General features: G+C 46.9%; 14 protein-coding genes. 3 read left to right on the top strand and 11 right to left on the bottom strand.

Going from position 1 to position 15,694, the window contains the following annotated elements; genetic code table 11:
* Positions 1 to 394: 394 nt before the first annotated feature.
* Both GO755_RS12005 and GO755_RS12000 read right to left on the bottom strand, forming a co-directional pair.
* Positions 395 to 2,056, bottom strand: coding sequence for an FAD-dependent oxidoreductase (locus tag GO755_RS12005; RefSeq protein ID WP_157585015.1), 1,662 nt, complete (start codon positions 2,054 to 2,056; stop codon positions 395 to 397).
* 75 nt (positions 2,057 to 2,131) lie between these two features.
* On the bottom strand, positions 2,132 to 3,532 hold the full coding sequence (locus tag GO755_RS12000; protein WP_157585014.1) for an ATP-binding protein: 1,401 nt from the start codon (positions 3,530 to 3,532) through the stop codon (positions 2,132 to 2,134).
* Between the two features lie 83 nt (positions 3,533 to 3,615).
* On the opposite strand from GO755_RS12000, the gene GO755_RS11995 reads away from it, so the two are divergent.
* Entirely contained in the window at positions 3,616 to 4,530 is a 915-nt protein-coding gene (locus GO755_RS11995) for a ChaN family lipoprotein (RefSeq protein WP_157585012.1), read from the top strand.
* Between the two features lie 167 nt (positions 4,531 to 4,697).
* Complete coding sequence (locus GO755_RS11990) at positions 4,698 to 5,462, top strand: SDR family NAD(P)-dependent oxidoreductase (protein WP_157585010.1); 765 nt, start codon at positions 4,698 to 4,700, stop codon at positions 5,460 to 5,462.
* A gap of 11 nt (positions 5,463 to 5,473) precedes the next feature.
* Here the strand turns inward: GO755_RS11990 and GO755_RS11985 are convergent, their stop codons facing one another.
* From GO755_RS11985 to GO755_RS11970, 4 genes are all read right to left on the bottom strand, one after another.
* Positions 5,474 to 5,857: an iron chaperone gene (locus tag GO755_RS11985; protein ID WP_157585008.1), complete on the bottom strand. Its 384-nt coding sequence runs from the start codon at positions 5,855 to 5,857 to the stop codon at positions 5,474 to 5,476.
* A gap of 181 nt (positions 5,858 to 6,038) precedes the next feature.
* Positions 6,039 to 7,148 (bottom strand): T9SS type A sorting domain-containing protein, encoded by a 1,110-nt coding sequence (locus GO755_RS11980; RefSeq protein WP_157585006.1) that lies wholly within the window; start codon positions 7,146 to 7,148, stop codon positions 6,039 to 6,041.
* 65 nt (positions 7,149 to 7,213) lie between these two features.
* Complete coding sequence (locus GO755_RS11975; RefSeq protein WP_157585004.1) at positions 7,214 to 8,383, bottom strand: AIR synthase related protein; 1,170 nt, start codon at positions 8,381 to 8,383, stop codon at positions 7,214 to 7,216.
* 146 nt (positions 8,384 to 8,529) lie between these two features.
* Positions 8,530 to 9,498 carry a Gfo/Idh/MocA family protein gene (locus GO755_RS11970; protein WP_157585002.1) on the bottom strand — a complete coding sequence of 323 codons (969 nt, stop codon included), beginning with the start codon at positions 9,496 to 9,498 and terminating at the stop codon, positions 8,530 to 8,532.
* A 108-nt stretch (positions 9,499 to 9,606) separates the two neighbouring features.
* On the opposite strand from GO755_RS11970, the gene GO755_RS11965 reads away from it, so the two are divergent.
* Entirely contained in the window at positions 9,607 to 10,458 is an 852-nt protein-coding gene (locus GO755_RS11965; protein ID WP_317165849.1) for a DUF481 domain-containing protein, read from the top strand.
* 13 nt (positions 10,459 to 10,471) lie between these two features.
* Here the strand turns inward: GO755_RS11965 and GO755_RS11960 are convergent, their stop codons facing one another.
* The 5 genes from GO755_RS11960 to GO755_RS11940 all read right to left on the bottom strand — a co-directional run bounded on the left by GO755_RS11960 (position 10,472) and on the right by GO755_RS11940 (position 15,678).
* Positions 10,472 to 11,299, bottom strand: a complete 828-nt coding sequence (locus tag GO755_RS11960) for a LysM peptidoglycan-binding domain-containing protein (RefSeq protein WP_157584998.1) — start codon at positions 11,297 to 11,299, stop codon at positions 10,472 to 10,474.
* Between the two features lie 100 nt (positions 11,300 to 11,399).
* Positions 11,400 to 11,885, bottom strand: a complete 486-nt coding sequence (gene purE, locus GO755_RS11955; protein ID WP_157584996.1) for a 5-(carboxyamino)imidazole ribonucleotide mutase — start codon at positions 11,883 to 11,885, stop codon at positions 11,400 to 11,402.
* A gap of 138 nt (positions 11,886 to 12,023) precedes the next feature.
* Complete coding sequence (locus GO755_RS11950; RefSeq protein ID WP_157584994.1) at positions 12,024 to 13,244, bottom strand: DUF1501 domain-containing protein; 1,221 nt, start codon at positions 13,242 to 13,244, stop codon at positions 12,024 to 12,026.
* A gap of 123 nt (positions 13,245 to 13,367) precedes the next feature.
* Positions 13,368 to 14,804: a DUF1800 domain-containing protein gene (locus GO755_RS11945; protein WP_157584992.1), complete on the bottom strand. Its 1,437-nt coding sequence runs from the start codon at positions 14,802 to 14,804 to the stop codon at positions 13,368 to 13,370.
* Positions 14,805 to 15,066: 262 nt separating this feature from the next.
* Positions 15,067 to 15,678 (bottom strand): hypothetical protein, encoded by a 612-nt coding sequence (locus GO755_RS11940; protein WP_157584990.1) that lies wholly within the window; start codon positions 15,676 to 15,678, stop codon positions 15,067 to 15,069.
* Positions 15,679 to 15,694 lie beyond the last annotated feature (16 nt).

The following is a 15,694-nucleotide window of genomic DNA, read 5'->3' as shown; positions in this document are numbered from 1 at the left end:
AGTGGTGCCACCACTGTGAAAAGATTAAAGTAGAGTTTAGATCATAGAGGGTGTCGTGTTAGATTCGGTAGGCTCTATCCATAACCTACGGGAATCAGGCAAGCGAAAAATGACTGTTTCATTATAAAAAAGGAATTTATTAAGGCTGAAAAGAAAGCTCTCCCCAGCATGACAAGCTATGCACTACTAGCCATCTCGAACTCTATTCTAGCTAGCAATAGCTTTCGATTTGTCACTTATAATAGCACATAATATATTTATAGAATCAACAATCATGCCGAACATCAGTGCCCAAATCGCCAATAAGGTCGTAAGGCCGATTGGTGATTTGGGCACTGAATAAATTGTTGTAAGAAAGAAAGGAAAGAATTTTCTCGCTGATAAAGAAATCAATTTAATTCTCTGCCAGATACTTATGAACAAAACTTACGGCCATGGCACCCTCACCTACGGCGGAAGCTACCCGATTCATGGCCCCAGCTCGTACGTCACCAGCCGCAAAAATGCCTGCACTGCACGTTTCGAGCAGATAAGGCTCCCGGTCATGTTTCCAGACCTGTTTGAAATCGGCGTATCGACCCAGATCCCGGCCGGTGGCAATGAATCCTTTGGCGTCTTTAATAATATCCATCTCGATCCAATCGGTAAAGGGTTTTGTACCGATAAAAATAAACAACCCGGCGGCTTGCACCTTCCGGCGTGCGTGCGAGTCCATATTTTCCAGAATTAGGCATTCTAACTGCTCGTTGCCCAATCCCTCAACAATCTCCGTACAACCTAATACCGTAATATTCGGCGTTCGTCCGATCTGGTCGATAAGGTATTGGGACATCGTTTCGGACAAATCAGGACGACGGACGCAAATGAATACTTCAGACGCAGTTCTGGATAAATACATAGCCCCCTGCCCCGCTGAATTTCCTCCGCCAACGACATACACTGGCTTTCCCCGGAAGGCATACGCTTCGGTTGTAGCAGCACCATAATAAACTCCTGCGCCAGTGAATTTATCAAGACTTTCATTCTCTAATTTATGATAGGCTACACCGGTACTTAACACAATAGCCCTTGCCACTACCTCACTACCATCGGCCATGCTAATGTGCTTGTATAATCCTTGTGGCTTAATGGAAATAACTTCTTGAGGGGCCAAAAACTCCACTCCGAAACGCTGGGCCTGTGTAATAGCCCGCCGGGTCAGATCGGCTCCACTCAGTCCATTGGGAAAGCCAAGGTAATTTTCTATCCGCGAACTCGTACCCGCCTGCCCGCCAGGTGCACGCTTGTCAATCAGAATAGTTTTTAGCCCTTCGGAGCCGCCATAAACCGCAGCCGCCAATCCGGCAGGCCCCGCTCCAATGATGGCCAGATCGTATAGACTTTGGGTTGCTTTAGGCTGCAACCCCAATTTTTCACCCAATTCGGCAATTGTAGGCCGTGTCATTATGGCTCCCTCTTCGAGAACTACAGCGGGCAGATCATTACGAGTTTTGCCGTGTAAATCGAGCAACTCCTGCGCCTGAGCGTCATTTTCAATATCGAGCCACTGGTATGGAAACAGATTGCCTGCCAGAAAATCCTTTAACTCATGCGACTGAGACGAGAACTGATAGCCGATTAGTTTTAGCCCTTCAAAAGCGGGCCGATAGTCAGATTGCCAGTCGTCGAGCAAATCGTCGAGAACCGGATATAGTTTTTCTTCGGGCGGGTCCCAGGGTTTAGCAATGTAGTAATCTAACTGAACTTCGTTGATAGCCCGAACAGCGGCATCGGTATCCGAATACGCTGTGAGTAAGGTACGTTTGGCATTTGGGAAGATCTTGCGGGCCTGCATCAGAAACTCTACACCCGTCATCTCGGGCATCCGCTGGTCAGACAGAAACAGGGCTACCTCCTCTCCTTTTTTCTTGAATTCGGGCAATGAATCAATTGCTTCCTGGACCGAACTTGTGGCTATAATGCGGTATTGCTTCCGATATTTCTTGCGCAAATCCTGTTGGATAGCCTGCAATACCTGTGGATCGTCGTCAATGGCAAAAATGATGGGCAGTTTCATGGGCTAAAGAGAGAATGAGCGAATGAGCGAATGAATGATTAGCTAGTCCGCTCTTTCACTCATTCACTCTTTCACTCATTGTGTTGGTAAACAAATACTAAATTCTGTTCGGCCTGGCTCCGACCGAACTTTTATGGAGCCGTTGTGATGCTTCACAACTCCCTGAACAATGTCGAGACCAAGACCAGTACCTTTTCCTATTCCTTTGGTAGTAAAAAAAGGCTCAAATATCTTATCCTGAATATCTTTAGGAATACCTGCTCCATTGTCAATTACTTTGGTCAATACAAATTCTGACCCGTCGGGTTGGCTACTGATTTCGAGTTTTCCACCGTCGGGGAGAGCATCGACAGCATTGTCGATCAGGTTAGTCCAGACCTGGTTCAACTCGCCTGGCCAGCCGCAGACTTCAGGCAAATCACTGGGCAATTTGAGTGTTACACTAATATGCTTACTTCTGACTTTATGATCAAGCAAGATAAGCGTATTGCGAATACCCTCGGCCAATTGAACGCGCTCTTTCCCCACTCCCCTATCCATATGGGTGTAGTTTTTGATCGAGTTGACCAGCGTTGAAATTCGTTTAGAAGCCTCGCTGATGTCCAGTACCAGCTTCTCTGTCACCAGATTATTGACCAACCAGGTAACAACACCGACTAGGTTCTTATCACCGATTTTTTCCAGAATCCAGTCCAGATCATCTACTGTAAAGCAATATTCGACCAAAGGCCCAGCCAAATCCACTGAGTCGTCTACGCCATGATCATCAAGCCAGTCGGTCAGGTCATCTTCGAGGCTACTTCGTTCGAGTAGCGTCATTGGCGAACTAGAGCCTTTAGCCAGGCATTGATCCAGTTTCCCGAAAAACACCGTATTGACCGAGTCCACCTGCTCATCGGTCAGGCTAAGGTGCATGATGGTTTTAAAGGCTTCGGGGGTGGCCCGCATATGCGTCTTAAGTGTATCGGCCGAGCGAACAACAGCCGCCACTGGATTATTCAGTTCATGAGCTAATCCCGCCGACAAACGCCCAAGTGACGCCATTTTCTCATTCTGCTGGGTCAATTTCGTAAAATCCCGGACGCGGGTCGTCATTTGATGAACCAATGCTTCGGTTAGCTCATAGCAAGCATGAATCAGGGCGGGCAACTGGTTGCGGTGAAGCCGGAGTAAACGGGTTGCCTTTTCGGTCACCATCCGATTCGGAATGCTTTTCATCCGCGAAAAGGGTAAGACTCCCAAAATGGCGTGGGCGTCGTAGGTCAGAATTTCATCGCCTGAGCTATTAGAGCCCGTATCAATTCGAATGCGTCCCTCCAGCAATAGTGACAGGTAATCGACGGGATCATTCGCTTTATAAATGATCGTATCGGCAGGAATGCCAACTTCTTCAGACTGATCAATAAGCCATTGAAGTTGTTCATCTGGTACACCCTCTAAAGCGGGAAACTGACGCAGATTTTCTAATAAATTCATGAGGAAGTTAAGGCTAATGGCCACATAGGTAACTAATTGTTTCGGCGATTGGTTACAGCATGAAGATACGAACTCGTTGACTGATGCGCATCACTCTTGTACTGATTTGTGTTCTGGCTGTCGCCTTCCGTAGTCCAGATAAACCTGCTTACCGATTATATACCCCAAATCTAAAGGGCACAACTTACGCCAAATTACTTCGTCAGGCAACAGAAGCCGATGTCGTATTGTTCGGCGAATTGCACAACGATCCCATTTGCCACTGGCTCGAATTCCAGTTGACTAAAGATTTACAGGCGGCTAAAAAAGGGAATCTGGTACTCGGAGCGGAAATGTTTGAAGCTGATAATCAAGTCGCTCTCAGCGATTATGTGCAGGGAAAAACAACCGCGAAAGAACTTGCTACGCAAGCCCGTTTATGGCCCAATTTCAATACAGATTATAAACCCATTGCCGATTTTGCTCGTGAGCAACACATTCCGTTCGTGGCAACGAATGTACCACGTCGGTATGCGCGACTGGTATCACGCCAGGGTTTGGCGGCCCTCGATACGGTTTCTACCGAAGCAAAACAACAAATGGCTCCGCTGCCACTCACCGTTGATTTAACGCTACCGGGCTATAAAGGCATGATGGACATGATGGGTGGAAGCTCCTCGCCAGGCAGCACCACTAGTTCATCCAGTGCCAATCCGCATGGTATGACTAGTGATATGACGGCCAACTTTGCCCGCGCCCAAGCCATCAAGGACGCCACAATGGCCTATTTCATTCTGCAAAATCTGAAACCGGGCCAGACATTACTGCATTTTAATGGTGATTATCACTCCAAAAATTTCGAGGGAATTGTGTGGTATCTGCGTCAACAACAACCATCACTTAAAATCCTGACGATTTCCTCAGTCGAGATACCCGACATTAACAAACCCGCCAGTGAAAATCGAAACCTGGCCGACTTCGTAATCGCCATTCCTGTCGATATGACAAAAACGTATTAACTAGATTTTCTGTCATCCCGACGTCAGGAGGGATCTCAACTTGCTTAATAGTCAAACTTAAGATCCCTTCTGACGTCGGGATGACAGAAAATGTAATTGTCGCGTTCGATAAGTTTTAAATCTTTTGTTTCAGATTTCAAGTTCAATAAACCTGAAACAGACTATCCATGATTAAAGACTTATTCAATCTTTCTGGCAAAAACGCACTTGTAACCGGGTCGAGCCAAGGTATTGGTCAGGCGATTGCACTGGCACTGGCCGAATTTGGTGCAAACGTAATCGTACATAACCGGCATGGTGACGAAGAAGCCCAAAACGTAGCCGATCAGATTCGACAAATAGGCGGTAAAAGCGCCGTTGTTGGCATTGACTTGAGCGAAGCGAACGCCATTGAAAAGCTATATCGCCAAGCGACTGAACCATTCGGCCCTATTGATATTCTGGTGACCAACGCGTCGGTGCAAATACCCGCGAAATGGCAAGAGACTACAATTGACGATTTCGACAAACAAGTAAACGCCAACTGGAAATCGACCCTGTTGATGATGCAACGATTTGCCCCCGATATGGTCGAGCGAGGTTGGGGTCGAATTTTGACCATTGGTAGTGTACAGGAGCAGAAACCACACCCGGCTATGCTAGTCTATGCAGGCACTAAAGCGGCTATCGCCAACATGGTTCGAAACCTCGCCCTGCAACTCGCCGATAAGGGCGTTACAGTCAATAACCTCTCGCCCGGTGTTATCGAAACACCCCGTACCGATGAACCAACCCCGCCCATCCCCGACCAAATCAGTCAGCGCATGAGCATTCCAATTGGCTCCGAAGGTCAGCCCGAAGATATCGCCGGTATGGCCGCTCTACTCTGTTCCGACGCAGGCCGCTACATTACAGGCCAGACGATTTTTGTGGATGGCGGAATGAGTTTGTAATGTATAAGAAGTTATGCCTTCTTCTTACCTTTTTCCGCTGCTTTAGCCAGGTTTTGATCAATTCTATATTTGGTAATTCTTGCGATCAGGTCAAGTGGAAGTGGCTTGTCGAGTGGAAATTGAACAGATCCTTTGGCTCCTTTATAACCCGATAATTCTTCTTTAAATGCATCCAATCCCCGCGGTGCGGGATAAAAGCCAATATGGTTTTTGTAGCCAGCAAAATGTACGACATTCCCTTTCAATTTTAAGGTAGGAATGCCATAACTGATTGCTTCTTCAGCATCCGGTGCCGCTTGTCGAAGTGTCAATCGAATTTGCTGCAAAAGCTCCTGAGTAGCTTCTGGAAAATCTGATATATAGGCGTCTACGTTAGTTGGGGTATTTGTTGTCATAGCAGTTTACTTTAGGTGATTTTTAGCGTATTTTATCTCGACTAAATCTATAAAATTCCGATAAAATTATCAAGGCTAAACGAAGTACTTTAGCTAGCCTCAGAAGAAGCAAACACGGGCGATGCGCCGACACAAGCGATTTAATTCGGTCTCCTACCTGATGACATGCCGAGTGGTTTTATCAATGCACCAGCACGTTTATCATTCGTCTCTGGCTATTAATCTGAACTTCGAGCCAATACAGTCCTGTTGGTAGCGACTGATCAAATACCAGCTCAGCTTCACCTGATTGGCGTTCCAGGCGCCCACTAATCGGCTGGCCCATAGTCGTTAGCAATTGTATGACAGCATCATCGGCATTCCACAAACGCAGGTGAATTCGGTCGGGATTGGCTGGGTTGGGGTAAACAGCTACAACCGGTTCATCAGATCGAATAATAGCTTCTATTGGTTTGAAACTTTGTGTAGTACCATCCTGGTCAATCTGTTTCAGACGATAATAGTTGACACCGGGTTGCGGATTCAGATCTGTGAGGCCATAGTATTGCCGAGAATCGGTCGTACCCTTGGCAGCCACTTCACCAACCGTTGCAAACTCCTTTAAATCGCGGCTGCGTTCGACCAGAAAATAGTCTGCATCCTGTTCTGATGTAGTTGCCCAGGCTAATTGAACACGGTCACCTTCGGGTTGGGCGGTAAAGGAAAGTAAGGTGACGGGAAGAGGAGCGCTGGTGACGGTGCCATTGATGGTTATTTCATCCAGACGGAGCGTTCCATTACTATCAGTTGGGCTACAGCCGTAAATCCGAAAAGTTATAGCTGAAGTTTGGTTAATAAAACTAGGCCCGTTAAGCGTAATGGAGGCTATCTGATAGCTATTTCCAACACTCTGCGAATAAATATCACTACTAAATCCATCGGCACTTGAGCGAACCGTCACGAACGCTGGTCCGGTCGGTGAATGGGAAAATGCAAATGATAATGAAGTAATCGTAAATCGGGCTGTCCCTTGAGGTTGTATAGTAAATTGAGCGTACTCAATATGATTACAATCTGTAGTTGCCCAGTGTTGTAAACTAACCCCCTGACCAACATTTCCTGTCTGGTATGTTCCGAATAATTTATTAATGCCAACATAACTGACACCCGAAACAGCCACCATGGAACTTGAAGAAGATCCATTATCATTGCCCTCAAAACTCCATAAAGCAGAGAATGGAGTTGTTTGCGCGTTAGCTATTCGTGCAGCTATTACCCAGATAAACAGGCAAATTGTGGCTATTTTATCCATAAAAGGCGAAATTTTAGTTACATAAAAATTTCGCCCGCAATGTATTCAGAAAATCAATAAGTCACTCAATAAATAAATTCACCTACTTCACTCTGTATAGTCACTCGTTTACCTTCATAAGCTTCAACGCGACCGATGATCTGCGCTTCGATACCAAAAGATTGCGCTACGTCGATAACCTGCTGAGCATACTGTTCGGATAGGTAAATTTCGAGCCGGTGGCCCATGTTGAATACCTTATACATCTCTTGCCAGCTCGTGCCACTTTCAGCCTGAATCAGGCGAAACAAAGGTGGAATTGGAAAGAGGTTATTTTTGATAATATGCAGGTTATCAACAAAATGCAGCACTTTCGTTTGCGCCCCACCCGAGCAATGAACCATCCCATGAATGTACGGCCGAAGTTCGTCTAGCAATACTTTTGCTACGGGTGCATAGGTCCGTGTGGGCGAAAGAATGAGTTGGCCAACGTTTACGCTCTGATCAGCCTCAACAGCAATCGTATCTGTCAACTGCTTTGAGCCACTATAAATCAATGATTTATCAACAGCTGGATCGAAACTCTCCGCATATTTATCAGCGAGATAATGCGCCAGTACATCATGGCGGGCCGATGTCAGTCCATTGCTACCCATACCCCCATTATAGGACCTTTCGTAAGTGGCTTGCCCAAAAGAGGCCAAGCCAACGACCACGTCGCCCGGCTGAATTCGGTCATTACTAATCACTTGATCACGACGCATCCGGGCAATAACCGTACTATCAACAATGATCGTCCGAACCAGATCGCCAACGTCGGCGGTTTCTCCCCCAGTGCTGTAAATCTCGATGCCGTGATCGCGCAGCATCTGTAAGACCTCTTCGGTACCGTTGATGATTTCGGCAATGACTTCGCCTGGAATCAGATTTTTGTTGCGCCCAATGGTGGACGACAGTAACATTGGGCCAGTAGCTCCAACGCAGATCAGGTCGTCGGTATTCATCACGACCGCATCCTGGGCAATACCCCGCCAAACGCTCAGATCGCCCGTTTCACGCCAATACAAGTATGCCAATGCCGATTTGGTACCTGCCCCGTCAGCATGCATAATGGTGCAGAAATCCGGGTCGCCGGCCAGCGTATCGGGTACGATTTTACAAAATGCTTTGGGAAATAAGCCCTTGTCAAGTTGGGCGATGGCGTTGTGAACGTCTTCTTTACTGGCGGAAACTCCGCGCTGGGCATAGCGATCCATTTAAAAATGATGAATGATGAATGATGAATGATGAATGATGAATGATGAATGATGACCGGGCTGGCGAACCAGTGATAAGCAAAGGTAAGAAAGAGTAATTAAACAGGTCTCCTAAGAAATATTCATCATTCATCATTCATCATTCATCATTCATAAACAATTCCTGCTTCAGCTTGAACAGCATCTAGCAACTCCATCAAATTCAAACTATCCTCCAGCGACCAGAGCGGGCTTTCGGTTTTGCCTTCGGTTAAACAGTTCATAACGTGCTGTGCTTCGTAATCATAGCCGAATGTTGTCCGCTCGAATTCGAATGTTTGTGCCGATTGATCAGTCTGTTTGAGTGTAATCCCTTTTGTTTCATGAAAGCGGCTATGAATCCGAATCTGGCCCGCATCACCCTGAATCACCCCGACGCAATCTGTATCGGCCATTATCGTACTATCCAGTAGCGCTAGTTGTCCGTCAGAATAGGTTAGCACCATACCGCACTGTTCATCAACGCCAGTCGATCCGAAATTAGCTGATGCTTTGACAGTTGCAGGTTTACCCAACATGAGATAAGCCAGAAATAGCGGATAAATACCAATATCTAATACGGAGCCCCCTCCGAGTTCTTTGTTAAATAATCGTTTTTCAGGCAAGAACGGAGCTTTAAACCCAAAATCAGCTTTTACCGAAACCACCTTGCCAATCGCGCCCGATTGAGCTAACTCTAATGCTTTGAGTATACCCGGCATAAACCGACTCCACAGGGCTTCCATCAGAAATATGCCCTTCGAACGAGCCGTTTCAACCATCTCCCGAACCTGTTCGCTGTTCATGGCAAATGGTTTTTCACCGAGAACGGCAACTCCACCCTTGAGCAGCATCAAGACGTTTTCATGGTGCTTGACATGAGGAGTTGCTACATACACCACGTCTAAGTCGGGCAGGGTCAATAAATCCTCATAAGAGCCAAATGCATGAGGAATGTTGTATTCCTGCGCAAACTCATTGGCGCGTTGCTGATCGGACGAAGCAACAGCATAAAGTTGCGCGTCAGGTAGGGTGAGTAAGTCCTTTGCAAATTTGTGGGCAATGCGGCCCGGTCCTAAAATTCCCCAGCGAGTCATGGGTAAAGGCAGGTTTAGATGAATAGGCTATTGGATAAGTTGACCACCTGGTCAGCCGCCAAATGTATCTTTTTTTTCTAAGTTGCAGTTTCACCAATGCCTCTTTCTGTGAAATACACTCAGCTATGCCTCCTCACGTTAAGTTTTATTTTCACATTTACAGTCGCCGAAGCTCAGATTGTCGAACAGCCCGACCCGCTACGACCCTCACTACCAGACTCTAGCAAGGCTGTCAAAAAAGATTCAAGTAAAACGGCAGCCGGCCAACAGAAAATCGATTCAATTAAGCAAGCACCACCTATACCGACTATATTCCGCTACCGCTTCACCGCCGACGGTACAATTACTGCGGGCAATGTTAGTCGCACGCTCCTGCAATTAACCAGTGCAGTCGACTATCAGTTGAGCAATTATTTCAAGTTATCGAGTAATCCGTCGTTTGTGTATGGCAAACAGAACGGCATACTGGCCGAACGCGAGTGGTTTGGGGATTTGCGGACAACCTATCGGTATGAAAAACGACTTTATTATCTGGCCTTTGGCTCGTATGAGCGAAGTAATCTGCGACAGATCAATCATCGATGGACGGCAGCCGCCGGGCTAGGCTACAAACTCCTCAACCATAAACGAGCTTACATTTCTCTTACCGATGTGGTCATGCAGGAATACACCGATTTTGTTGAACTGAATGACATTAATATCTGGCGAAATTCGGCCCGATTGTATGGAGAATACACCTTTGATAAAGACCGCTTCACCGTTACGCACACAGCATTTTATCAGCCTGCTTTAGGGCAATATAACGTCCGATGGAATGCCAGTTTGAGTGTTCAGATAAAACTAACGCAGGTAATTAGCCTGCGTTCGACTGTAGCCAATGCCTACGAAAGTCTGATTGTGCCGGGGCGCCAGAATAATGACTTCCGGTTTACACTGGGGTTAGTGTATGAGAAAAAATAGTTGACAAGTTAGTTCACTGCTTATCGGGGAAGGGGATAATCAATTTTTCGCCCCGAGTGGCAATGTCCTTGTCTTTTTTGTTGGCCCGCATGATAGCCTCCTTGCTGACGCCATATTTCTGAGCTACTACACGTAACAAATCGCCCGGCCCAACGGTATGAACAGCCATTGCTTTCACGTTTAGCTTGGTAATTCCTGCTTTCACGTCGCTTTCCGACACGCCGGGGTTGAGGGCTTTCAGTGTGGCAAGTTTCATATTGTACCGATTCGCGACCCCGTAGAACGTTTCGCCAGCCCCAACCGTGTATGTGCTCGAAACACCACCAGGCTTGACTTTAACTTTCTCAATGACAACTTCTGTCTTTGGCTTTTCTTCTTTGGGCTTCACTTCGGCAGGCTTTTCTACCGGTTTCTCTTTCGTTTTTTCAGGCGTTGGTTTTACTACGACTGGCTTCTCGGCTACTGGCTTTTCATCAGGAGAAGGCTTACCGTCGGTTGTTTCGCGGTTGTCTTCGGCAACTTCTTCTGCTTTTGCATTCGCTTCTGGGGCATCAGCGGGAGGTGTGGCCTGCGAAAGATCGACCGGTGCCGGCTGCGACGATGTATCTACCTCTTCGGGAGACATCAGCATTTCGGGGTCATTCTGTGCCAGTGGCTGTTGCGAAGCTGTATCAAGCGCCACATTAGTCAGTTCGTCTGAACCATTCGTATCGTCAGTGATGTATCCGTAGCCTACATAAAGCAGAGCGGCAATTAGCCCTACCAACACCACAAGCGTGATAGCAGGTAGGCTGGAGTTTCCGGCAGGGCGCGGATTAGAGGATTGTTTGTCGGCTTCCATGGGTTAACGAAAAATGACGAATGAACAATAGTAATGAGTACAGACCAGCAGGGAATTATCAATTATACCGAACGGGCGGTCCCGATTGTTCATTCGCCATTTAGATTGGTGTAGTTAATTGCCGGCTCATATGGGCCACTTTTTCCTTAAGATCTTCTTTAAACTGAACGAGATTCTGCGCCACAATATCATCAAATGTACCTACAATCTGAGCAGCCAGAATACCCGCGTTGCGAGCACCATCGAGCGCCATTGTCGCTACTGGCACGCCACCTGGCATCTGTAAAATAGATAGAACGGAATCCCATCCATCAATTGAATTGCTCGATTTAACCGGAACACCAATCACAGGTAGTATTGTTAATGAAGCCACCATACCCGGCAGGTGGGCGGCTCCGCCTGCGCCTGCGATAATAACCCGTAGCCCACGGTTGCGGGCTGTTTTTGCATAATCGACCATTTTCTCAGGCGTCCGGTGGGCAGAAACAATGTCCATCTCCCACGATACGCCCAATTCGGTCAGAATGTCGGCAGCTTCCTGCATAACCTTACGGTCGGAAAGACTACCCATGATGATACCTACCATTCAGAAGAATTGACTTGACTCTCTGCGAAATAACACAGATTCAGGGATATTTCAGGAGTATGGCCCCGAAATTTTATCGTAAATGTAAAATGACCCGGTCTGGATGGCTCGATTTAGTTTTCTCTTTTCGGGAAAACTTCACACAATCTTTACCCCATCGAATTTACGTCCCAGGATAGCTACATCGTCGGCACCCAAATAATCGTGCAGGAGTGTCGCGTAGATTTGCCGAAAATCGACGGAATACGCCAGGTCACCCTCTGTGAGTTGCGTCAGGTTTGGTGCTTCGTTCAAGACTCGTTTGGCTGGCAAGCCACCGCCTATCAAAAATACATTGTTCGCTGTGCCGTGGTCAGTGCCGTTACTGGCGTTTTGTTTCACTCGCCGACCAAACTCCGAAAACGTCATTAACAGGACATCATTTTGTCGTCCGGCAGCTTTCAGATCCTTCATAAATGCCCCAACAGCTTCGGCATATTGACCCAGAAGGCGCTCCTGCTGACCCGGCTGATTACTATGCGTATCGAAACCACTGATCGACACGTAGTAAACACTCGTACTGACCCCAGCCTGAATGAGTTGCGAAACTGTTTTTAGGCGATTGCCGAGTTCATTAGCAGGATAAGTGGCTAACGTATTATACACTGGAATGCCAGCCCGGTTTGTCTTGTCGTAAACATAGGCTGCCGACGAGACCGTTTCGGCCAGTGTTTTGTAGAGATAAGCGACTGATTCGGGTTGGGCAGTCGTATGCTCTTTGCTTAGTCCAGTCACCAATCCACTCCGGGTTTGATTATATAGTTTCTTAGGATCTAAGACCGCCAGACCGTTCAAGGTATCGCCTTTCATAGCCAAACTCAGCGTGTCATCTACTTCAATCGTCCGAAATGGCTGTTGTTCTTTACCAGCACAAGCCGCATCCAGATACCGCCCAACCCAGCCAGAATTCACATATTTATCCGAATCGCTGGCCGTTTGCCAGATGTCCATTGAGCGAAAGTGTGAGCGATCTGGGTTTGGATAGCCAACGTTATTAATGACGGTTACCAAGCCTTCGTCATAGAGTGCTTTTAGTGGCGTCATGGCCGGATGCAGGCCAATTTCATTGTTCAGCGTCAGTACTTTTTCGGGTTTGATCGCAATGGTTGGCCGTTCGCGATAGTAAATATCGTTTCGGTAGGGCACAACTGTATTCAGCCCATCATTTCCACCCGATAATTGTACCACCACCAAAATTTTGCCGTTCGATGCGGAGACCTGCCCCATCATCTGTGCTTCGTAAGCCTTTAGAAAGTGCGGAATCAGCATTGTGCCCGCCGTCGTGAAAGCCGATTGTTTCAGGAAATTTCTACGGTTCATAATGTTTGAACCGGGATTTAGTTGATTCAGGGATTTTCTGGATTTTGTTTTGAAAGATTGATTCGCTTCGAAGAAGCGTAAAGCAAAATCGATTTTAATCCACAAATCAGCTAAATCCCGGTTTTAAGTCAGTTGATACTCCGGCAAGCTCATGAGCGCTGCCGTTACAGCATGAATTTGTTCGGAACGAGATTGACCAGAACTGGTCTGCCTGTTGATTAATTCGCGTTGGTCGGAACGAAGCGGAAAAGGTAGCAATGTACTGGCAATAGCGTCGGTCAGATCAGCATCGGCTGTTTTAGAAAAGGCAGCCTCAAAATCGGCCCAGTCGACTTTTGTCTGGAAACGAGCTCCGCCTTTTCGGGCCAGCGACTGCACGTTTATATCCCCCTCATCTTTAGACTTCACGGCTACTTCGGCGGCTTTCAGTACGTAATTCGGCAACTGCATCCGAAAAAGCAGGCTCGACGAGTCGATCCAGTTTTTTCCGCCTGGCCAACCCGCTACATTTGGTGGGTAGAACAGCAGTTGGCCCAATGTACGCTGGACAAAAATCTGCGACTGCGGTTGCTCGAACTGAACACCCAGCGTATGGCGCAACCCAGCCAGCAATTCGACTGGCGACTTAATATGTGCTCCTACGTTTTTCGCATCATAAAACCAGTCCGATGTGAAGATGGTCTCCAGAAGATCGGTAATGTCGTAGTTGCTTTTGTAAAACTGCTCGGCTAGCTCGTCAATCTGTTTCTTGTCTTCGATTTCGTTTACGAAGAAGCGGTAAATTTTCGCCGTGATGAACCGGGCCGTCTGCTTATTCTCCAGCAACATGGTAATTACATCCTCTCCTTTAAAGGCGCCCGTTTTCCCGAAAATGGTTTTCCCTCCTTCGTCGTGCACCTGCTCCCGAAAAATGAACTGCCCGTCTAGGGTGAACTGCCAACCTGTAAAGGCGCGGGCTGCTTCTTTAATATCGTGCTCCGAATAGTTACCTCGACCAAGCGTAAACAATTCCATTACTTCACGAGCGAAATTCTCGTTGGGCGCGTTTTTGCGGTTCTGCTGATTATTCAGGAATTGCAGCATGGCTGGCTCTTTCGATACCGCCATCAGCAGATCGCTAAAGCGACCAAGCGCATTCTGGCGAATGGTGTTGGCGTATTGCTGCATAAACAGCGGATTCCGACCCTGTGTCCGGCAGGCAAAATGCCCATGCCAGAATAGCGCCATTTTTTCGCGGAGGGCAGCTTTACCAGTCGCCATCTGGTCGAGCCATTCCAGATTAAGGTCGCGCACCTTTTCGGCATTGTCCCGAATGCGCTCTTTCAGCATGTCTTTGTCCAGTTGACCATTGCGAAACATGCCTCTGAGTTGCTTTTTCGTTTCGTTCGTATCAGCGTCAACGACCCGCAATTCAGGCACAGACGTACTGTCTTTGAACAACTGTCGCACCACTTTCTTCAAGGGCTTGCGAGCAGCCTCATCAAGTTCAGCGGGCGTGGCTCCGAATCCGGCTCGCGCAAACAGATACCGCGTTTGTTGCTGTCTGGTTTGATTAATCATACGGCTTACGCATTGACTATAAGCCTATGACAAGTTAAAGGAACGAGCGTTTAACCAACAGGAGATTAAAATTTAGCGATAAACAATTAATAATCTTCCAGTTGCCTAAGTTGGGCAGGAATTACAGGTTTGCATTAGACTTCAAAACTGACCTATAGAAATGCGTCGGGTCGTTTATCCAAGAATAAGATAAACGGCCCGAACAAATGCACTGAACCTTAAATTGGTTGCTATTCCAACCAAAGTCCCTAAAGGAAAGGAATTATGCTGGATAGGTTATTTTATACGTACCATCTTTATTAAAAATCACCAAAATACTTCCTCCATTACCAGTTATATTTCTGTGATTGCCCTCGTTTCGCTTTCTGTTGATATGAGGCAAAACATCACTTGTCCATCGCGTTCTTATAGTAGGACGGGTGAAAACCCGATCGCCAATAATTTGTTCTAAGCACCGATTTTTAGCTACCTTATCGCCTGTTGTCTTTAGTGGTCGCCCGGTTGAATCAGCCTCATAAATTAAAACTATATCACCACTAACATCGGCAAATCGATTAGGCGGATTGTCCTTATAGCTGTCATCAATCAGGCCAGATAAATACCAGCAAAGTTGGCCCTGGCTATTATGAAATTCGTATAAATGGACAATCCCTTTATCATAAATGCTGTTGAATCCATTGCTTTGAACAGGGTGATGAATGAAATCAATCAGAACTTTTCGTTTTACCTTATTTGTGTCAATTTTCACTTGCTGGACTTCAGTGCATGGAGGAGGATTCCCTTCTTGGGCGAATACTACTTTAGACAATAAAAGAACCCTAAGCTGAAACAGGATAATGAACGTAACCTTGCAATAAACTATTAAGGGTTTCATTAGGTGCTAGTTGAGT

This window comes from Spirosoma arboris (assembly GCF_009754945.1).
In the GTDB taxonomy this organism is placed as follows: domain Bacteria; phylum Bacteroidota; class Bacteroidia; order Cytophagales; family Spirosomataceae; genus Spirosoma; species Spirosoma arboris.
The sequence above is the reverse complement of the archived record's forward strand: the minus strand, read 5'-3'. Positions and strand labels throughout refer to the sequence as shown.